Genomic DNA, 18,966 nt, shown 5'->3' with positions numbered 1-18,966 from the left:
GTCAGGGGAGTACACAGGCGGACGGTTCCGGCTGGCGAACTGGCGTGTGCGCTCCAGGCTGGTCGCTCTGATCCTCATTCCCACGGTCGTGGGCGTGCTGCTCGCGGGCGTCCAGCTCGCCGACGCCATCGGCACCAGCGCCGAATACCGCCGGCTCACCCAGGTGGCCGAGCTGGTCCAGCGCATCGGCGCGCTCAACCACGAGCTCGGCAAGGAGCGCACGCTCACCGCGTGGTACGTCGCCGACCGCCGCAGAGGCGGCCGCTTCGTCGCGCTCAAGACCCAGCGCCAGGCCACCGACAAGGCCAAGCAGCAGACGGTCGCCGCCGCCGCGGCCATCGACGCCACGCACTCGGCCCGTGTCCAGGACGGCGTGGTCAACATGCGCCGCTGGCTCGACGGCCTCGACAGCCTGCGTGCCTCCATGGTCGGCAACGTGCCGCCGCGCGCCGCCATCGGCACGTACGGCACGATGATCGACGTCTTCTCCACCATCCAGGGCGACCTGGGCGACGGTGTCAGCGACGACGCGCTCCAGGGTGACGTGGCCGCGCTCGGCTCGCTCCAGCGGATGAAGGAGGAGGTCTCGCGGCAGCAGATCATCCTCATCGTCACGCTCGTGCAGCGCAAGCTCGACAGCGCCGACTGGTCGGACTTCCTGGGCTCCTGGAACAAGCAGCAGACCGAGCTGGCCGCCTTCGAGCAGGAGGCGAACCCGGCGGACCTCAAGGCCTTCCAGCAGGCCGTCAAGGGCCAGCAGGTCGACCGCGCCGACGCCATGAGGCAGCGCGCGCTGGCTCAGGTCAGCGAGTACAACAAGATCGGCGACCTCGACGTCACCACCGCCCGCGACCTCGGCAACTGGTACGAGAGCACGACCGCCACCGGCAACACGATGCGCAAGGTCGAGGACACTCTGGCCACCAAGATCGTGGCCACCACCCGCGACCTGAGCGACACCGAGCAGCGCAGCGCCATCATCTCCGGCGCGCTGATCCTCGTCCTGCTGCTCCTCGTCCTGGTCATCACCACCCGCGTGGCCGGTTCGCTGGTCCGCCCGCTGCGCCGGCTGCGCGCCGAGGCCCTCCAGGTCGCCACGACCCGGCTGCCCGACACCGTCCGTGTGCTGCGCGAGTCCGGCGACGGCGCCCAGATCCCCGAAGTGCCGTCGGTCGGCGTCAACACCCGTGACGAGATCGGTGAAGTGGCGCGGGCGTTCGACGAGGTCCACCGCGAGGCGATCCGGCTGGCCGGCGACGAGGCCAAACTGCGGGCCAACGTCAACGCCATGTTCGTCAACCTCTCCCGCCGCAGCCAGACCCTGGTCGAGCGGCAACTCCAGCTCATCGAGGGCCTGGAGCAGGGTGAGGAGGACGAGCAGCGACTGTCGAACCTGTTCCGCCTCGACCACCTGGCCACCCGCATGCGCCGCAACAGCGAGAACCTCCTGGTCCTCGCCGGCCAGGAGGCCGCGCGCAAGTGGAGCGAGCCGGTGCCGCTGGTCGACGTCGCCCGCGCCTCGCTGTCCGAGGTCGAGAACTACGAGCGGGTCCAGATCCAGATCGCGTCCGGCACGCTCATCGTCGGCCCGGCCGTCACCGACGCCGTCCACCTGCTCGCCGAGCTGATCGAGAACGCCATCTCGTTCTCCCCCCGCGAGAGCAAGGTCCAGGTCACCAGCACGCCCGCCGAGGGCGGCGTGATGGTCTCGATCAACGACCTGGGCATCGGCATGAACCAGGAGGAGCTGGCCGAGGCCAACTGGCGTCTGGCCAACCCGCCCGTCGTGGACGTGTCCGTCTCGCGGCGCATGGGCCTGTTCGTGGTCGGCCGCCTGGCCCTGCGCCACGGCATCCGCGTTCAGCTCAGCCAGCGCGAGACCGGCGGCCTGAGCGCGCTGGTCATGCTCCCCGACATGCTCATCAGCAGCGGGGTCGGGGTGCCGCAGCAGGGCGGCCAGTATGAGGCGTTCACGTCGTTCGACCCGAGCATGTTCAGCGAGCCGTCGCACAATGGGGCCGGCAGGCACCCCTCGTTCGACGAGCCCGACCCCGTCGTGGACACGCAGTGGCCGGGCTCGCTGCCCGCGCCCGGCACCGGCAACTGGCCGTCGTTCGGCGACCAGCCGGCCGCCTTCAACGGCCAGCCCGCGTCCTACAACGGTCAGGGCTCGCCCTTCGGCGAGCAGCCGCCCTCCCAGCAGCCTCCGTTCGGCGAGCAGCCCTCGCCCTACGGCCAGCCGCCGCGGCACGCGCAGGACGAGCCCCGCTGGCCGTCCTTCGCCGAGGAGGCGCCCGCCGCGCCGCCGCCCTCCCAGCCGTTCGGCGAGCAGCGCTGGCCGTCGTTCGCGGAGGAGTCCCCGGCGGCCCCGGAGCCGCAGCCGTTCGCGGAGAACCGGTGGCCCTCCTTCGCCGAGCAGCCGCCGCCCCTTCAGGAGGGCGAGGCGCAGTGGCCGTCCTTCGCGACCGAGCCGCCGCCGCCCCAGCAGCAGGAGGAGCCGCGCTGGACGTCGTTCGCCGACCCGGCGCCGCGCAGGTCGCTGTTCGACGCGGAGGAGCGGCCCCGGCCGCAGTTCTCCGACGACTACCGTTCGCCGTTCGCGGAGGATCCCAAGCCGGTCGAGCAGTTCGACCAGAACGGGCACGGCAACTACGGCCCGTTCGGCAAGGGCGACTACTCCTCCCTGGACATGACGGGCCCGCTGCCGGTGGTGCGCAACTCGCCGATCGAGGAGCAGAGCGAGGAGTTCCTGCCGATCTTCTCGTCGGTGGGCTCCGACTGGTTCCGCCGTCCGGACCCCGAGGTGCTGCAGCCGTACTCCGAGCCGGAGCCCGAGGCCGAGCCGGAGATCACCGCCGTGCACCCGGCCGTGCCCGCCGACCTGCCGCCCATGGCGCCTCCGGCCGCCCCGGCGGCCAACCCGGTGAGCGCGTCGGGGCTGCCGCAGCGCAGGCCCGGTCAGTCGGGCGCGGGCGTGGGCGCGAGTGTGTCGTCGTGGTCCTCGCCGGCGGACTCCGGCTTCCAGGCCGCGCAGGCCGCAGCGCAGCCCCAGCAGGCCGGCACCACCGCGTCGGGCCTGCCCCGTCGCGTCCCCAAGGCCAACCTGGTGCCCGGCACGGCCAGTCTCGCCGAGCCCCAGGCCACGTCACCCGCGCCGCAGATCTCACCTGAGCGGTTGCGCAGCCGGCTCTCCAGCTTCCAGCAGGGGGTCCGGCAAGGCCGGGCGTTCACCCGCGGAGATGAGAATGAGGAGGACAAATGAGAGAAATGAGCCAGGGAGCGCGCGGCATAAGCTGGTTGATCACGGATTTCGTGAACAACGTGCCAGGCGTCGCCCACACGGTCGTGGTGTCGTCTGACGGGTTGCCGCTGGCTTTCTCCGAGGGTTTTCCCAAGGACCGGGCCGATCAGCTGGCCGCGGTGGCCTCGGGCGTGATCAGCTTGACCCAGGGCGCCGCGCGGGTCTTCGAAGGCGGGATGGTTTCCCAGACCGTTATCGAGATGCAGCGTGGTCTCTTGATGATCATGTCGATCAGTGACGGCTCCTGTTTGGCCGTCCTGGCGGCGCCCGACTGTGACATGGGTCTGGTCGCGTACCAGATGACCCTGCTGGTGGAGCGGGCGGGCCAGGTGCTCACTCCGGCCGTACGCGCTGAGCTGCAAGCTGCCCGACCCCGCTAGCGGGGCGGGTGACAGGAGATCATGGTGTCAGGTCAGCAGGGTTGGGCTGGTGATAGCACTCCGCCGCATCCGGCGGCTCCCCGTCCGCAGAAGCAGAGCTCCTTGGTGCGGCCCTATGCCGTGACCGGGGGGCGTACTGCGCCGCGGATGAAGTTCGCCATGGAGGCACTGGTGTCCTCCGTGACGTCGGAATACCAAGACATTTCCCTACTAAGTCCGGAGTATCAGGCGATCATTCAGCTGACCCGGAACGTCCGGTCGGTTGCCGAGATCTCCGCCCTTTTACGCCAGCCCCTTGGCGTGGTCCGGGTGCTGATCGCCGACATGGCGTCGGAGGGCCTGATCCGCGTGCACCAGCCTGCGCTGGACGCGGGAAAGCCGGACCTCAACTTGCTCGAAAGGGTGCTCAGTGGACTTCGCAGGCTCTAGCCCCGGCCTAACCTCGACGAAGATCGTCGTGGCCGGGGGCTTCGGCGTGGGAAAGACGACGTTCGTGGGAGCGGTCTCGGAGATCCTGCCGCTCACCACGGAAGCGGTCATGACGGACGCCTCGGCGCACGTCGACGACGTCTCGCTCACGCCGAACAAGACGACCACGACCGTTGCCATGGACTTCGGCCGTGTCTCGCTCGACCGTGACCTGATCCTGTACCTGTTCGGCACGCCCGGACAGCACCGCTTCTGGTTCATGTGGGACGACCTCGTACGAGGGGCCATCGGCGCGGTCGTCCTGGTGGACACCCGCCGCCTGGCCGACAGCTTCCCGGCGATCGACTACTTCGAAGAGGCGAAACTGCCGTTCGTCATCGGCATCAACGGCTGGGACGGTCACTTCGCCCACGCCGAGGAGGAGCTCAGGGAGGCGCTGTCGATAGGCGGTCACATCCCGATCGTGCGGCTCGACGCGCGGCAGCGGGAGTCGGTCAAGTCCACCTTGATCACTCTCGTGGAGCACGCGCTGACCCGCCACATGCACAGCCCCGTCTAGACACGGGTGCACCGGGCCCACCACTTGGCCGTCCAAGTGGTGGGCCGCTGGCTAGCATCTGGTCATGAGAGCTGCGATTCGCACCAGATACGGCCCTCCCGAGGTGGTCTCCATCGCAGAGGTGGACGAGCCGGCGGTCACGGACGGCGAACTGCTCATCAAGGTCCACGCGACCACGGTCAATCGCACGGACTGCGCGTTACGCGCGGCCAAACCCTTCTTCTGGCGGCTGGCCGTCGGCCTCTTCCGGCCGAAGGTCCGCGTCCTCGGCAACGAGTTCGCCGGGGAGGTGGCGGCCGTCGGCGGCGGGGTCACGGCGTTCAGGACCGGCGACAGGGTGTTCGGGTACAACGATCGAACCTGGGGAGCGCACGCCGACTACATGACGATCCGCCACGACGGCATGCTGGCGACGATGCCGGAGGGGCTGACGTACGAGCAGGCCGCTCCCGGCACCGAGGGCGCGCACTACGCGCTCTCCGTGATCCATGGGGCGAGGATCCGCGGCGGGCAGGACGTGCTCGTCTACGGCGCGACCGGGGCCATCGGCTCGGCCGCCGTCCAGTTGCTCAAGCAGCTCGGCGTCACCGTGACCGCGGTCTGCGCCACCAAGGACGTCGAGCTGGTCAGGGGCCTGGGCGCCGACAAGGTCGTCGACTACACGGCCGGGGACTTCACCCGGGACGACCGGCGCTACGACGCCGTGATCGACGCGGTCGGCAAGAGCTCGTTCGGCCGGTGCAAGGGGCTGCTGAAGCCGCGCGGCGTCTTCATCGCGACGGACCTGGGCCCGTACGCGCAGAATCCGTTCCTGGCGCTCCTCACCCCGCTGTTCGGCGGCAGGCATGTGCGTTTCCCCCTTCCCAGGCAGAGCCAGGCCATCGCCGTCCGGCTCAAGGAGCTGATGGAGTCGGGCGCGTTCCGGCCGGTCATCGACCGCAGCTACCCGCTTGACGACATCCTGGAGGCCTACCGGTATGTGGAGACCGGCCACAAGACGGGCAGCGTTGTGATCACTTTTGCTCACCGGGAGTCTTGACCTTGTTCACGAGGGTCGGTCATGATCAACGGCGACCCCGCCGAAAGGTGAAAACGTGCGACTCCTCGTAGGCCGCGCCGCGGCGTTATCCGCCGCCCTGGCCGCTGTCCTGCTCGTTCCGCAACCCGCATCGGCCGCCGCCCAGCTCATCGGCAACGGCAAGTTCGACAGCTCCACCGCCCCGTGGGCCGCGATCGGCCAGTCGGGCGTCACGCTCGAGTCCGGCAAGATGCGGGTGGAGGTCAAGAACGTCGTCTCCAACCCCTGGGACGCCATGGTGGCCTCGCCCATCACCACCGCCCTGACCCCGGGCGCGAAGTACACGCTCTCCTTCGACGCCTCCTCCACCGTGGCCTACACGGCTCGCACCACCGTCCAGTACACCGCCACCCCCAGCAGCAACCAGTCGCTGGCCGCGGACGTTCCCCTCACGACGGCGGGCAAGCGCTACAGCATCCCCTTCGTGGCCACGTCCGCCACCAACACCGCGGCCGAGGTGACCTTCCAGCTCGGCGGGTCCACCGGCAAGCCCGTGATCCGCTTCGACAACGTGTCGCTGATGCAGACGCAGGCGACCCGGCCGACGGACCTCTACGTCAGCAACCTGTCGAACCCCGCGCGGTGGGCCGCCAGCAACTCGGGAGACCCCAGGTCGGGGCTCATCCAGGCGAGCATCGGCAGCAAGCCGATCTTCGAGTGGTTCGGCAACTGGTTCCCTGACCTCACCCAGGCCGTGGACACGTACGTGGGCTCGGCGCAGGCCGCCGACAAGCTGCCGATGCTGGTGGCCTACAACATCCCGAACCGGGACGCCTGCGCGACGGAGTCCGCGGGCGGGGCCGGCACCCCCGAGGCGTACGCCGCCTGGATCACCGAGTTCGCCAAGGCGATCGGCACCCGGCACGCGATCGTCGTGCTGGAGCCGGACGCGGTGGCCGCCGCCGAGTGCCTGCTGGCCGACGGCAAGGATCCGGAGGTCCAGTACGCGATGCTGGCCAACGCGATCCAGGTGCTGCGCGCCGAGGCCCCCAACACCTGGGTCTACCTCGACGCGGGCAACGCCACCTGGCACACGCCGGCGAAGACGGCGCCCCTGCTGGTGAAGTCCGGCATCAACAACGCGCGCGGCTTCTCCGTGAACGTGTCCAACTACATCAAGACCGCCGACAGCGAGACGTGGGCCGCCCAGCTCAGCGCGCTCCTGCCGACGCCCAAGCCGTACGTGATCGACACCAGCCGCAACGCCAACGGCCCCTACAGCGACAGCACGCCTGGCGACAACTGGTGCAACCCGCCCGGGCGCAAGCTCGGCACGCCGCCGGTCAAGCAGACCAGCGGCGCCGAGTACCTGTTCTGGGTCAAGGTGCCGGGCGACTCCGACGGCCAGTGCGGCATCGCGCCGGCCAACACCCCGGCGGGGACGTTCAGCCCGTTCCTGGCGACGTCTCTGATCAACGGCGCCTGAGCCGGACGATCCCGTCCCGTGGCCGCCGGCCCGGCGCCCTTCAGCGGTCCCTGTGCCGCTGGAGAAGGCGCCGGGCCGTGGCGGCCATGGCCTCGTCGACCATCTCGCCCTCGAAGGTCACAGCCCCCGCTCCCGCCGCCTGAGCGGCCTCCACGGCCGCCACCAGGCGGGCGCAGCGGGCCAGCTCCTCCGGACCCGGTGAGAAGACCTCGTTGATCACCGGGACGTGGGAAGGGTGGATCGCCAGCATGCCCTCGTAGCCGAGGGCGCGGTTCTGCGCGGCGAAGGCCCGCAGCCCGTCGAGGTCGGCCACGCGCGTCCACAGGCCCGCGACCGGGTTCGGGGCTCCGGCGGCGCGTACGTCGAGCAGCACCCGCGAGCGCAGCCCCAAAGTCTCGGTGCCCTCCGGGCTCCAGCGGTAGCCGACCGCGCGCTCGACGTCGCCGCCGGGCGCGGTGACCGCCCCCAGGTACGCCACCCGCCCGGCCGCCCGGCCCACCTCGTACGCCTCCCGCAACCCCGAGGCCGTCTCCAGCAGCGGCACCAGGGCGAGATGGCCCGGCGGCAGGCCCCGCTCGCGCTCGCACCAGCCCAGCAGCCGGTCGGCGAACCGCACGTCCGCGGGGCCGGTGACCTTGGGCAGCACGACGCCCGCGAGCCGTTCGTGGGCGATCGCGCGCAACTCCTCGGCCGCCGCCCAGCCGTCCAGCGGGTTGACCCGCACGAACAGCGCCATCGGCCCCCCGTGGCCGGCCACCGCCTCGGCGACCGCGCGCAGGGCCTCGGCCTTGCCCGCGGACGGGACCGCGTCCTCCAGGTCCAGGATCGCCGCGTCGGCGCCCGCCGCCCGCGCCTTGGCCAGCCAGTCGGTCCTGGTACCGGGGACGAAGAGCAGGGAGCGCAGGGGATCAGATGACACCGCGCTTCTCCAACTCCGCCAGCTCGTCCTCGCCGACGCCCAGCCAGTCGCGGTAGACGAGGCGGTTGTCCTGCCCGAGGGCCGGGCCGGTGCGCCAGACCTGGCCGGGGGCCTGGTGGAAGCGGGGGATCACGGCCTGCATGCGCACGGGCCCGAGGTCGGCGTCGTCGACGGTGATGATGTCCTCGCGTTCGGCGTAGACGGGGTCGGCCGCGATGTCGGCCGCGGTGAACACCCGCGAGGCCACCACCTCGGCCCGGCCGAACGCCTCCAGGCACTCGGCGGTCCCGCGCGCGGCCACCCATTCCCGCAGCCCCGTGTCCAGGCGCTCCCGGCCGTCGTGCTGCTGCCGCGAGGTGGCGAACTCCTCCTCGGGCAGGCCGAGCAGGCGGGCGACGTTGCGTACGGAGCGGAGGGTCGCCGAGGTCACCGTGATCCAGTCGCCGTCGCGCGAGCGGTAGGTGTTGATCACCGCGGCCGGGGCCACGGCGAGCTGGTTCCCGGCCCGCTCGGGCACGGTGCCGAGCTGGTCGTACGTGATCACCTGCCACTCGATCAGCCGGTAGAGCGGCTCGAACAGCGCCAGGTCGATCCACTCGCCGTCGAAGGCGGGATCGGTGGCCTTGCGGTGCAGGGCGGCGAGCACCGCGTACGCGCCCATCAGCCCCGTGACCGCGTCCCCGTGGGAGAACCCGGTGTGCACGGGAGGCCCGCCGGGAAAGCCCGTCAGGTGCACCACCCCGCTCCTGGCCTCGCCCATCTTGCCGAAGCCCGGGTCGTTCGCGCGGGAGGAGGTCGCGCCGAAGCCGGAGATCTGCAGCAGGACGGCCTTCGGGTTGATCCGGTGCACGGCCTCCCAGTCCAGCTCCCACGCGCGCAGCCGCCCGGCCCGCAGGGTGACGATCACGACGTCGGCCCAGGCCACGAGCCGGTGCGCGAGCTCCCGCCCGGCCTCGTCGTGCAGATCCAGCGTGACCGACCGCTTGTTGCGGCCGGCGACCTTGAACCACAGCGGCACGCCGTCCTTGGCGGGCCCCATCGCGCGGGCGGCGTCGCCGGCGCCGGGCGCCTCGACGTGCACCACGTCCGCGCCCTGGTCGGCCAGCATGGACCCGGCCATCGGCCCGGCCACCACGTGCGCGAACTCCACCACCTTCAGCCCGGGCAACTGCCCTCGGCCGCCGCCCGTGTCCTGACCTGCTGTCACCCGCGCGCTCCTTCGCCTCCCGATTCCGTTTCATCCTGCCGAGGCGGTGAAATGCGTGTCCAGCACAGGACCACGATGAATCCATGCGCTTTCCGCATTAATCGCGACTCCAGGTGACGCCCTCCGGCAGGTCGCGGTGGTCGCGGCGGAAGCCGTCGAGCAGGTCGAGGAAGGCGCTCGTGGCCAGCGGGAGCGTGCGCTTGGCACGTACGACGACGTCCAGGCGGCGGTCCACGACCGGCTCGGTGAGCGGCCGGTAGACCAGTGGGCCCGCCCCCATCAGCGGCAGCACGAGGGCGGGCATCGCCGAGACGCCGAGCCCGGCCGTCACCAGCCCGCCCACGGTCGCCACGCTGCCCGCCTCCGCCGCGAGCGTGACGCTCGCCCCCGCCTGCGCGAAGGCCGCGTCGGTGAGCCTGCGCACGCTCGACTGGGGACCCACGGCGAGGAACGGCTCGCGGGCCAGCTCCTCCCAGGTGACCTCCGCCTGCTCGGCGAGCCGATGCCCCTCGGGGAGCACGGCGTGGAAGCGGTCCCTGATCAGCGGGCGGTGCTCGAGCGGCTCGGGCGCCGCGCCCACCGTGGAGATCGCGAAGTCCGCGTCGCCCGACAGCACGCGGCCGAGCACGACCTGCTCCAGCCCGTCCATGATGCGCAGCGCCACCGACGGCCTGCGCCGGCGGAAGTCGGAGATCACCTGGGGGAGCAGCACCGCGGCCACCGACGGCAGCGTGGCCACGGCGACCACGCCGGACTCGCCGAGCAGGTAGCGCTCCAGCTCCTTCAGCCCCGACCGGTGGGCGGTCACGATCTGCTCGGCCACCCGCAGGGTCTCCACGCCGGCCGCGGTGAGCTGCACGTTGCGGGTGTCGCGCTCCAGCAACTGGGCGCCGAGCAGCCGCTCCAGCTCGGCCACCGCCCGGCTCAGCGACGACTGCGACACGTGCATCTCGGCCGCCGCCGCGGTGAAGCTCGACGCCCTGGCCACTGCGGCGTACGCGGCCAGGAGCCGCAGGTTGGCCTCCATGGGGTGTGAGCATAGGATCCGGCACGGCTGAAGGGAACTATTGCGCAGAACGCATGGATAAATGTTGCTTTGATGCTGGACCTGGGATTTCGCCGCTCGGAAACTCTTCCGTAACACTCCGGCGCACAAACCCCCCACGAGCCGGGCGAGGACGAGAAGGCGAGCGACCATCATGCTGGCGGCCCTGGGATTCACCACGATCGTACTTTTCCTGCTGCTGACCATGAGCAAGCGCGTGTCCGTCCTGATCGCCCTGGTGCTGATCCCGGTCCTGGCCGCCCTGGCCGGCGGGTTCGGCGGCGAGCTGGGCAAGATGATCCTCGACGGGCTGACCAAGGTCGCGCCCACCGGGATCATGATCGCGTTCGCGGTCCTCTACTTCAGCCTGATGATCGACGCGGGCTTCTTCGATCCACTGATCCGCGGCATCCTGCGGGTGGCCAAGGGCGATCCATTGCGCATCGCGGTGGGCACCGCCGTGCTCACCATGTGCGTGGCGCTCGACGGCGACGGGGCCTCGACGTTCCTCATCACGATCTCCGCCCTGCTGCCGGTCTACCGGCGGCTCGGGATGAGCCCGCTCGTGCTGTCCGGCGTCGTCTGCCTGGGGGCGGGCGTGATGAACCTCATCCCCTGGGGCGGGCCCACCGCCCGCGCGATGGCGTCGCTGAAGCTGGACAGCTCCCAGGTGTTCACGCCGGTCCTGCCCGCGATGGCGGCGGGGATCGCGTGGGTGCTGGTGGCGTCGTACCTGATCGGGGCCAGGGAGCGGCGCAGGCTCGGCAAGCTCACCCCCGAAGCGCCTGGGGCGCCCGAGGAGCGCGAGGAGCGGCTGGTCGGTGACGGGCCCGGCGCCCTGCGCGCGCCGGAGCGCACCGGCACCGCGCTGAACGTCTTCAACCTCGTCCTCACCCTCGCCCTGCTGGTCGCCCTGGTGCTGCAGGTGATGCCGCTGCCGGTGCTGTTCGTCGTCGGGTTCGCGATCGCGCTGCTGGTCAACCACCCGAGCTGGGAACGCCAGCAGGAGCTCCTGGAGAAGCACGCCAAGAGCGTCGTCCTGGTCACCACGATGATCTTCGCGGCGGGCGTCTTCACCGGCGTCCTCACCGGCACCAAGATGATCACCGAGATGGCCGCCGCGTTCGTTCAGATCATCCCCGACAGCCTCGGCGGGCACCTGCCGGTGCTGGTGGCGATCACCGGCATGCCGCTCAGCCTGGTCTTCACCCCCGACGCCTACTACTTCGGCATCCTGCCGGTGCTCGCCGAGACCACCGCCGGGTTCGGCGGGGCGCCCGCCGAGGTCGCCAGGGCCGCCATCCTCGGCCAGATGACCACCGGCTTCCCGCTCAGCCCGCTCACCGCCTCCACGTTCATCCTGGTCGGGATGAGCGGCGTGCAACTGGGGGAGCACCAGCGCTTCATCTTCGGCTGGGCCTTCGCCACCACGCTCGTGATGACCGTGGTCGCGCTGCTGACCGGCGCCTTCTCCCTCTGACCGTCAGGAGGACACCGACATGCGATGGCGTGAGCTTGCGCTCGTCCCGATCCTGGCCCGGCCGCTCCCGTCGCCCGCCCTGGCCGACTCGGGCGGGGTGCCGCGCATCGAGGTCCTGTCCAACAGGGCCGACCTGATCTCCGGCGGCGACGCGCTGGTCCGGATCGTGGCCCGGGGGCCGGTCCGGGTGGACCTCGGCGGCGCCGACGTGACCGCGTCCTTCGCCGCCCGGCCCGACGGCACGCTGACCGGGCTGGTCACCGGGCTGTCGCCGGGCGCGAACGTGCTGACCGCCAGGCAGGGCGGCCGGGCCGGGCGGCTCACCGTCACCGACCACCCGCGTGGCGGGCCGGTGTTCTCGGGCCCGCAGGTGCGGCCGTGGCGCTGCCAGACCGAGGAGGACCGGCTCGACCGGGCCAACGGGCACCACCGCAACCAGGTGCTGTGGACGAACGGCGGCGACGGCTCGGCGCTGGAGGTCATGGACCGTTGGCTGGCCGCCGTGGAGGCCGACGGTCGGGCGATCCCGCTGCCGGACAAGGTCGTACGCCATCGGCCGCCGCAGGCCGTGGACGCCTGCTGGATCGACGGGGCCAAGGTCACCGATCAGGCGGCGTGTGACCGGGCTTATCCGTACAAGGCCGACACCCGGGTGGCGTCGGGCGAGGGGCCGGCCAGCGACCTGCTGAAGTGCCGGCTCAAGCCGCTGCGGCGCGCCGACTACGGCGTCCGGTTCACCGGTGAGCAGTGGTCGCGTCTGCGCGCGGCGTTCCTGTCCGGCGTGTGCGACATAGCAGGACGAAAGGCAACCCCCATGAGAAGACCACTCACGCTCGCCCTCGCCCTGACCTGCGCCCTGGCCTCCACCGGAGTGGCCTCCGCCGACGTCGACGCCGCGGCCCCGGCCGCCCTCCCCGCCGACCCGTTCTTCGCCTACGACCGCCCCGCCCAGTACGGCGTGCACCGGGAACGCGTCACCGTGCCGCTCCGCGACGGTGGTCACCTGGCCTGCGACCTGCACCGCCCCGCCGCCCCCGACGGCACGCCCGCCCCCGGCCGCTTCCCCGGCATCGTCTACGACTACAACGCCTACAACCAGCTCGACGCGCTGGGCCGGGCCGCCGCGTACTTCGTCGAGAGGGGCTACGCCGCCGCCGTCTGCAACGCCCGCGGCTCGGGCGGCTCGCCCGGCCACCTGGACCCGTTCAGCGCCCAGGAGCAGCGCGACAACTACGACCTCATCGAATGGCTGGCGGCCCGGCCCTGGTCCACGGGCCGCATCGGCCAGACCGGCGTCAGCTACGGCGGCCACTCGGCGCTCCTGGTGGCCGTGAACAAGCCGCCCCACCTGGCCGCCATCATCCCCGTGGACGGCATCAGCGACTGGTACGAGAACACCATCTACCGGGGCGGCATCTATTCGGCCAGGATCCGCGACTGGCAGCGCTCGGTGGCCCCCGACACCCTGCGGACCTACGCCGAGCACCCCCTCTACGACGACTTCTGGCGCGAGCGCAGCGTCAAGTCCCGCTGGAAGGACCTCGACGTCCCCGTCCTGGAGATCGCCGGCTGGTACGACCGCTACCGCCAGGGCATGGTCGACAACTTCCGGGCCAGGAGGCACAACGTCTGGCTGGTGGCGGGCCCATGGGTGCACGGCTGGCCGGCCGGGCAGCCCGCCGACATCGGCAACGGCGCCTACCTGGCCTGGTGGGACCGGTGGCTGGCCCGGCGGCCCGGCGCCCCCCTGCCCGCCGCGAAGGTCACCTCGTACGAGACGCCCGGCACCGGCTGGGGGCAGTACGCGAGCTGGCCACCGCCGGGAGCCCGGCGGCTGCGCCTCGGCCTCGGCGCGGACGGCGCCCTCGCGCCGGACCCCGGCGCCGCCGCGACCCGCTCCTTCGAGGTCAACACCGAGCCGGGCGCGGGCGGTCCCGGGCAGCGGCTGTCGTTCACGACCGGGCCGCTCGAACGGGACGTGGTGCTGGCGGGCGAGGTCGAGGCGAAGGTACGGGCCTCGTTCACCGCGTCCGACGGCAACATCGCCGTCGTGGTGGAGGACGTCGCCCCGGACGGCACGGCGACCCGCGTCACGCAGGGCTGGCTCAAGGCGAGCCACCGCCGGGGCCACGAACGGCCGGCGACGGTACGCTCCGGCCGGGTCTACGACCTGGACCTGCGCACCTGGCCCGCGCACCACCGCGTCGCGGCTGGGCACACCCTGCGCGTCACGGTGTCCAGCGACGACTATCCGGAGATCGACTCCGACGCCCCCGCGGGGCAGGTCGGCCTGCGGCTCGGCCACGGAGGCTCGGCCGTCACCCTCACATACGCGCCAGCAGCTCGGCCTTCTTGACCTGGAACTCCTCCTCCGACAGCAGCCCGGCGTCCCGCAGCTCCCCCAGCTTGGTGATCAGCTCCACCACCTCGGCCCCCTGGGCGACGGGCAACGGGGGCGGGGGTATGACGGCCAGCACGGCGGCGGCGAACGGCAGCGACCTGTGCGTGGCGCCCCAATGGCCCATCCCGAAGATCACGGAGGCGGGGTCGTCGGCGGGATTGAGGGGCATCCGCCGCCCCCGCACCTTCAGCCGCAGACATCCGTTGTCGCCCTTGGGGGCGTGCCAATCGACCCCTTCCAGTTCGTCGGCCGAAAAGCGCTGGTCGCCCGTGGCGAATTTGGCGGACGTGGCTCCGGACCAGAACCAGGTGAAGGTGACGTCCTTGCCGTCGAAGGTCGCCGCGCCGTCCCAGGCCTTGAAACTCCGCGGCACCGGAGGGGCCGCCACCATGAATCGCGAGACCGGACCGGTCGCGCTCATGGCCGTGCGAAGTTCCTCGGCGTAGTAATCGGCGAGCGTCTCCTTGTCGGCGGGCAGCACCAGCCGATAGGGATCGGCCGACTCCTTGAGCTGCCCGGCGGCGGCGCTCATCACCGGGTCGGCCCCTCGCCGCGGCAGCACCCGCAGCACCACGGTGCCGCGCTTTCCGCGCGTCAGGGTCACGTCGGCGATGGCCTCATAAGGAATGACCCGCTCGCCCAGTTCGAAGAGCAGCTTGGCGCTCTGGGATTTGCGCGGTTTGATCCGGAGCCGGTCGGACTCGAAAACCCAGTCGCATCCGCGCCCGGCTAAAACGTCCTCCATACGAACAGCCTAAACGCCTGTGGACGACGAACGGCGGGTGGCGCCAAAGCGCCGGCCCGCCGTCGATAAAGAATGGCCTCAAACAGTGGCGTGCCCGCGAACGAGCCGGCCGACCTCGGCGCGCAAATGGACGAAGTCCGGGTGCTCGCGCGTGGTGATCTGGTCGCGCGGGCCGGGCAGGTCCACCTTCAGGTCGCCGACCACGTGAGCCGGCGCCTTCGACAGCACCACCACGCGGTCGCCCACGTAGACGCTCTCGTCGATGTCGTGCGTGATCAGCACGATCGTCATCTGGTGGTGGCCGCGCACCTTCAGCACCAGGTCCTCAAGGTCCTCCCTGGTCTGCGCGTCCACCGAGCCGAACGGCTCGTCCATCAGCATCAGCGCCGGCCGGTACGCCAGCGCCCGCGCGATCGCCACCCGCTGCTGCATGCCGCCCGAGAGCTGGAACGGGTATTTGCGCGCCGCCCCTGAGAGCCCGACCGACTCGAGCGCCTCCTGGGCGGCCTCCTTGCGCCGGCTCTTGTCCATGTTCTTGCGGCGCAGCGGCAGTGCGACGTTGTCGGCCACCGACATCCACGGGAACAGCGAGCGGCTGTAGTCCTGGAAGACCACGGCGAGGTTGTCGGGCGTCTGGCGGACCAGGTTGCCCTCGACCTTGATCTCCCCGCCGGTGGGGGTGATCAGGCCGGCGATGGAGCGCAGCAGCGTCGACTTGCCACAGCCCGAGGGGCCGACGATGCAGAGCAGTTCGCCCTCGGCGACGCTCAGGCTGAGTCCTTCGATGGCGTGGTGCGCGTTGGGAGTACCGCCGCCGTACACGTGGGAAAGGTTGTCTATCTCGAGCAATGGATTTCCTAGGGGGCGAGACCGCGGCGACTCTTTTGTGAGTCACAAATGACTCTAGCGGAGCGGAAAATGCTGGACATGTCAGTCAGGCAAACCCAATCTGGGCGCGATCTTACTCTCGCATGATCCGGGCTGCCATGGGAGCCACAAGCCTCATACGCTCCACGACTCTCTTTCGTTCGGCGCCCGGACGCAGGCGTCACGATCTAGCCGACGAGTTGCTGGGCGGCGTGGTGCCAGCCGAGCACGCGGCGCTCCACGACCAGGAACAGCTCGTTGAGCAGATAGCCGAGCACACCGAGCAGCACGATCCCGGCCCACATGGCGGGCAGGTCGAAGGTCGCGTACGCGTCGGTGAGCTGGAAGCCGATGCCGTTCGTGGTGCCGGGCAGCAGCTCGGAGAAGACCATGACGATCAGCGACAGCGACAGCGCCAGCCGTAGCCCCGCGAACATCTTGGGCAGTGCCGAGGGCAGGATCACCCGGAAGATCCGCTCACCCCGCGACAGCCGGAACACCTGGCTGGTCTGCAGGTGCAGCGGCTCGACCGAGCGGGCGCCGTCGGCGGCGTTGAGCAGCACCGGCCACACGATGCTGAACATGATGAACGCCAGTTGCATCCGCAGCCCGAACCCGAACAACACCAGGAAGACCGTCACCAGCGCGGGCGGCGGGATCGCCCGCAGGAACTGCAGCACCCCGTCGAGATAGTCGTAGACCCGCGCCGACAGCCCCAGCGCCAGCCCGAGCACCGCCCCGGCCAGCGCGCCCCCCGCGAACCCGAGCGCCATCCGGCCCAGGCTCGGCAGGATGTTGCCGATGGCCGCGTCGGTCAGGAACAACGTGCCGGGCGGCCCCGAGAACCACAGGGCGTGCATGCGGAGCACGATCGTGCTGGGCGGCGGGAAGAACGCGCTGCCCGCCACCCGGGTGGCCGCCTCCCAGACGAGCACGAGGACGACCAGCACCACCACACGGAACACCGCTGTCCGCATCCCCCTGCCCCTCATGCCCGCGCTCCTCACTCCCGCGCCCCTCATGCTCCGGCCCCCAGCCGGGCGTGGTGCCACCGGAACGCCCGCCGCTCGGCCGCCACCAGCAGCGCGTTCACCACGACGCCGAACAGGCCCACCCAGAACACCCCGGCCAGAATGTCGGCCATGCGGGCGGGCACGGCGATGCCGGCGAAGAAGATGAACACGCCGATGCCCTCGCCCCGCCCGGCCACGATCTCGGTGCTGACGGTCAGGATGAGCGCCACCCCGGCGGCCAGCCGGAAGCCGGTGGCGATGAAGGGCGCCGCCGACGGCAGGCTGACGCGCAGCAGCACGGACAGGGGCCCGAAGCCGTACGCGCGCAGCGACTCCTTGGCCAGGGGATCGACGCCGCGCAGGCCGTACATCGTGTTGTAGAGGATCGGCCACAGCGAGGCGTAGACCACCAGCGTGACGCGGAGCTGCAGGCCCGTGCCGATCACCAGGGCGACCAGCGGGATCAGCGCCACGGACGGGATCGGACGCAGGAACTCCACGACGGAGCGGGTGGCGGCGTCGATGATCGGCACGCTGCCGAGCAGCAGGCCGAGCGGCACCGCGACGAGCGCCGCGATCCCGAGCCCGATCGCCCAGGCGAGCAGGCTCGTCAGGGCGTGCGCGCGGAAGGCGGGATCGGACACCAGCGTGCCGGCCCGCGCCACGATCTCCGAGGCGGGCGGCAGGAACTCGGGATCGGCCAGCCCGGTCCTGCTGACCAGCTCGAGGAGCGCGGCGAAGGCGAGGGCCCCGGCCGCCCGGCGTGACCAGCGCGTGGCGCGGGACGCCGGGCGGACGGGGGCCAGAGCCGGAGCGCTCACCCGGAGGTCGTAGGCGACATGAGCGTCTTGACGTCGATCGCCTTGGTGAGCCACTTGGCCTCCAGCATCCAGTCGGCCACCCGCTGGAGGCGGACCGGATTGTCGTTGCTGGAGAAGTACGGGAAGGTCACGGTGGCCGCCGTGGCCGCGTCGATCTGCGTGAAGTTCGGCAGCACCTTGGCCACCGCCTCACGGTTGTTCTCCATGAGTTTGGCCGCGTTGTGGATGGCCCGCTGGAACGCCGCGGACACCTTCGGGTTCTTGTCGTACCAGTCCTGTGTGCTGACGTAGCCGGAGATCGGGAACTCGGCCGCCGGCCCGGACGCCGGGTCGAGGATCTTGCGGGCGCCCATCGAGGCCGTGGCCGCCGTCACCATGGGTTCGCCCAGGTAGGCGGCGTCGATCTGACCGCCCCGCCACGAGGGCATGATGTTCTGGAACGTCACCTGGACGTACTTGATCGTGGCCGGGTCCACGTTGTTGGCCTTGAGCACCTGGGTGAGCGCGAGCTCCTGGAAGTTGTGCAGGACGTTCACGTTGATCGTCTTGCCTTCGAGGTCCTTGGCCGTCTTGATGGGCGAGTTGGGCAGCGCCATGATGCTGAGCGAGTCGGGGGCGGCACGCGAGCCCTCGGCGAGGATGCGCAGTTTGAGCGAGCCCTTGTCGTGAGCCGCGAACATCGACACGTAGTTGCCGAACATCGCGTCGATCTCGCCGTTCAGCAACATGGGGATGGCCTCGGGCGCGTTCTGGACGACCTGTGGAGTGACCTCCAGGCCCTCCTGCTCGAAGAGTTTCTGGTCGATCGCCACGTAGATGGCGGCACTGTCGATGGCCGGCAGGGTGGCGATCTTGATCTTCGTCTTCTCCAGACCGCCGCCGGCGGCGGCGGACGCGGAGGGCGGGGCGCTGGCGGTGGGGTCGCCGCCGGTGCTGCACGCCACGGCGCCGAGTGTCAAAGCGAACCCGATGATGGCGGCCCTGGCGGAACGGCCAAGCCTCATGTCAGGGACTCCCTTCAGATGGAGCCAGGGGGGAACCGGGTGGCTTCTGCTCCCGGGGGGATGTGTGCCTGACGCACAACAGGGATCGACCGTAGCACCAAATTGGTGTTCTTTATGGCGAATACGGCACTTACGGTTGCAAACCCGGTTAGTCGCTCTATCGTGAAATTTTAACGACCCGCAAGAATCCTTATGTTTGTCCGTTTTGGGAAGGTGGTGACGAGGGGGACTTCGGGTGTTGGTGTGGCGAGGCATTCGATCATTTCCGCGAGTCGGGAGCGGGCTCGTGGA

The 18,966-nt window shown here is 70.8% G+C and carries 16 protein-coding genes; 8 read left to right on the top strand and 8 right to left on the bottom strand.

Translation table 11 applies throughout. From position 1 onward, the window contains the following. Window positions 1–46 precede the first annotated feature (46 nt). The 6 genes from AB0I15_RS02925 (at window position 47) to AB0I15_RS02900 (ending at window position 7,173) form a co-directional block, all read left to right on the top strand. Window positions 47–3,262, top strand: coding sequence for a nitrate- and nitrite sensing domain-containing protein (locus AB0I15_RS02925; RefSeq protein WP_358089150.1), 3,216 nt, complete (start codon window positions 47–49; stop codon window positions 3,260–3,262). Window positions 3,263–3,267: 5 nt separating this feature from the next. Then, window positions 3,268–3,681 carry a roadblock/LC7 domain-containing protein gene (locus AB0I15_RS02920; RefSeq protein WP_205304681.1) on the top strand — a complete coding sequence of 138 codons (414 nt, stop codon included), beginning with the start codon at window positions 3,268–3,270 and terminating at the stop codon, window positions 3,679–3,681. Between the two features lie 21 nt (window positions 3,682–3,702). Next, window positions 3,703–4,110 (top strand): DUF742 domain-containing protein, encoded by a 408-nt coding sequence (locus tag AB0I15_RS02915; protein ID WP_235030067.1) that lies wholly within the window; start codon window positions 3,703–3,705, stop codon window positions 4,108–4,110. Beyond that, complete coding sequence (locus tag AB0I15_RS02910; protein ID WP_358089147.1) at window positions 4,091–4,669, top strand: ATP/GTP-binding protein; 579 nt, start codon at window positions 4,091–4,093, stop codon at window positions 4,667–4,669. Before AB0I15_RS02915 ends, AB0I15_RS02910 begins: the two co-directional genes overlap by 20 nt. 64 nt (window positions 4,670–4,733) lie before the next feature. Continuing rightward, entirely contained in the window at window positions 4,734–5,708 is a 975-nt protein-coding gene (locus AB0I15_RS02905; RefSeq protein ID WP_358089144.1) for an NAD(P)-dependent alcohol dehydrogenase, read from the top strand. A gap of 55 nt (window positions 5,709–5,763) precedes the next feature. Then, a complete protein-coding gene (locus AB0I15_RS02900) occupies window positions 5,764–7,173 on the top strand; it encodes a glycoside hydrolase family 6 protein (RefSeq protein WP_358089141.1) in 1,410 nt (469 codons plus the stop codon). A gap of 40 nt (window positions 7,174–7,213) precedes the next feature. Here AB0I15_RS02900 and AB0I15_RS02895 read toward each other — a convergent pair whose 3' ends face one another. The 3 genes from AB0I15_RS02895 to AB0I15_RS02885 form a co-directional block, all read right to left on the bottom strand. Continuing rightward, the gene (locus tag AB0I15_RS02895) at window positions 7,214–8,092 is read right to left on the bottom strand and encodes a CoA ester lyase (RefSeq protein ID WP_358089137.1); all 879 of its coding nucleotides are present in this window, start codon (window positions 8,090–8,092) and stop codon (window positions 7,214–7,216) included. Further along, window positions 8,082–9,299 carry a CoA transferase gene (locus tag AB0I15_RS02890; RefSeq protein ID WP_358089134.1) on the bottom strand — a complete coding sequence of 406 codons (1,218 nt, stop codon included), beginning with the start codon at window positions 9,297–9,299 and terminating at the stop codon, window positions 8,082–8,084. The genes AB0I15_RS02895 and AB0I15_RS02890 overlap by 11 nt, the downstream gene beginning before the upstream one ends. A gap of 97 nt (window positions 9,300–9,396) precedes the next feature. Beyond that, window positions 9,397–10,326, bottom strand: coding sequence for a LysR family transcriptional regulator (locus tag AB0I15_RS02885; protein WP_358089131.1), 930 nt, complete (start codon window positions 10,324–10,326; stop codon window positions 9,397–9,399). 172 nt (window positions 10,327–10,498) lie between these two features. Between AB0I15_RS02885 and AB0I15_RS02880 the strand changes: the two genes are divergently transcribed. Further along, window positions 10,499–11,824 carry a citrate:proton symporter gene (locus AB0I15_RS02880; protein ID WP_358089128.1) on the top strand — a complete coding sequence of 442 codons (1,326 nt, stop codon included), beginning with the start codon at window positions 10,499–10,501 and terminating at the stop codon, window positions 11,822–11,824. 19 nt (window positions 11,825–11,843) lie between these two features. Further along, on the top strand, window positions 11,844–14,180 hold the full coding sequence (locus tag AB0I15_RS02875; RefSeq protein WP_358089125.1) for a DUF6351 family protein: 2,337 nt from the start codon (window positions 11,844–11,846) through the stop codon (window positions 14,178–14,180). On the opposite strand, the gene AB0I15_RS02870 is transcribed toward AB0I15_RS02875, so the two are convergent. The 5 genes from AB0I15_RS02870 to AB0I15_RS02850 all read right to left on the bottom strand — a co-directional run bounded on the left by AB0I15_RS02870 (window position 14,149) and on the right by AB0I15_RS02850 (window position 18,675). Further along, a complete protein-coding gene (locus AB0I15_RS02870) occupies window positions 14,149–14,970 on the bottom strand; it encodes a DUF4429 domain-containing protein (protein WP_358089122.1) in 822 nt (273 codons plus the stop codon). The genes AB0I15_RS02875 and AB0I15_RS02870 overlap by 32 nt on opposite strands. 78 nt (window positions 14,971–15,048) lie before the next feature. Continuing rightward, window positions 15,049–15,819, bottom strand: coding sequence for an ABC transporter ATP-binding protein (locus AB0I15_RS02865; protein WP_358089119.1), 771 nt, complete (start codon window positions 15,817–15,819; stop codon window positions 15,049–15,051). Window positions 15,820–16,025: 206 nt separating this feature from the next. Further along, entirely contained in the window at window positions 16,026–16,829 is an 804-nt protein-coding gene (locus AB0I15_RS02860) for an ABC transporter permease subunit (protein ID WP_358089116.1), read from the bottom strand. Between the two features lie 26 nt (window positions 16,830–16,855). Then, window positions 16,856–17,671 (bottom strand): ABC transporter permease, encoded by an 816-nt coding sequence (locus tag AB0I15_RS02855; protein ID WP_358089113.1) that lies wholly within the window; start codon window positions 17,669–17,671, stop codon window positions 16,856–16,858. Beyond that, complete coding sequence (locus tag AB0I15_RS02850) at window positions 17,668–18,675, bottom strand: ABC transporter substrate-binding protein (RefSeq protein ID WP_358089110.1); 1,008 nt, start codon at window positions 18,673–18,675, stop codon at window positions 17,668–17,670. Before AB0I15_RS02850 ends, AB0I15_RS02855 begins: the two co-directional genes overlap by 4 nt. Window positions 18,676–18,966: the final 291 nt, after the last annotated feature.

Source organism: Nonomuraea sp. NPDC050643 (genome assembly GCF_040654715.1).
Lineage (GTDB): Bacteria > Actinomycetota > Actinomycetes > Streptosporangiales > Streptosporangiaceae > Nonomuraea.
The sequence above is the reverse complement of the archived record's forward strand: the minus strand, read 5'-3'. Positions and strand labels throughout refer to the sequence as shown.

What these genes read in the sequence shown, in the direction of transcription:
- AB0I15_RS02905 (WP_358089144.1), top strand. Translation starts at nt 4,734, where the DNA reads ATGAGAGCTGCGATTCGCACCAGATACGGCCCTCCCGAGGTGGTCTCC.
- AB0I15_RS02880 (WP_358089128.1), top strand. Translation starts at nt 10,499, where the DNA reads ATGCTGGCGGCCCTGGGATTCACCACGATCGTACTTTTCCTGCTGCTG.
- AB0I15_RS02915 (WP_235030067.1), top strand. Translation starts at nt 3,703, where the DNA reads ATGGTGTCAGGTCAGCAGGGTTGGGCTGGTGATAGCACTCCGCCGCAT.
- AB0I15_RS02920 (WP_205304681.1), top strand. Translation starts at nt 3,268, where the DNA reads ATGAGCCAGGGAGCGCGCGGCATAAGCTGGTTGATCACGGATTTCGTG.
- AB0I15_RS02860 (WP_358089116.1), bottom strand. Translation starts at nt 16,829, where the DNA reads ATGAGGGGCAGGGGGATGCGGACAGCGGTGTTCCGTGTGGTGGTGCTG.
- AB0I15_RS02870 (WP_358089122.1), bottom strand. Translation starts at nt 14,970, where the DNA reads ATGGAGGACGTTTTAGCCGGGCGCGGATGCGACTGGGTTTTCGAGTCC.
- AB0I15_RS02850 (WP_358089110.1), bottom strand. Translation starts at nt 18,675, where the DNA reads ATGAGGCTTGGCCGTTCCGCCAGGGCCGCCATCATCGGGTTCGCTTTG.
- AB0I15_RS02885 (WP_358089131.1), bottom strand. Translation starts at nt 10,326, where the DNA reads ATGGAGGCCAACCTGCGGCTCCTGGCCGCGTACGCCGCAGTGGCCAGG.
- AB0I15_RS02875 (WP_358089125.1), top strand. Translation starts at nt 11,844, where the DNA reads ATGCGATGGCGTGAGCTTGCGCTCGTCCCGATCCTGGCCCGGCCGCTC.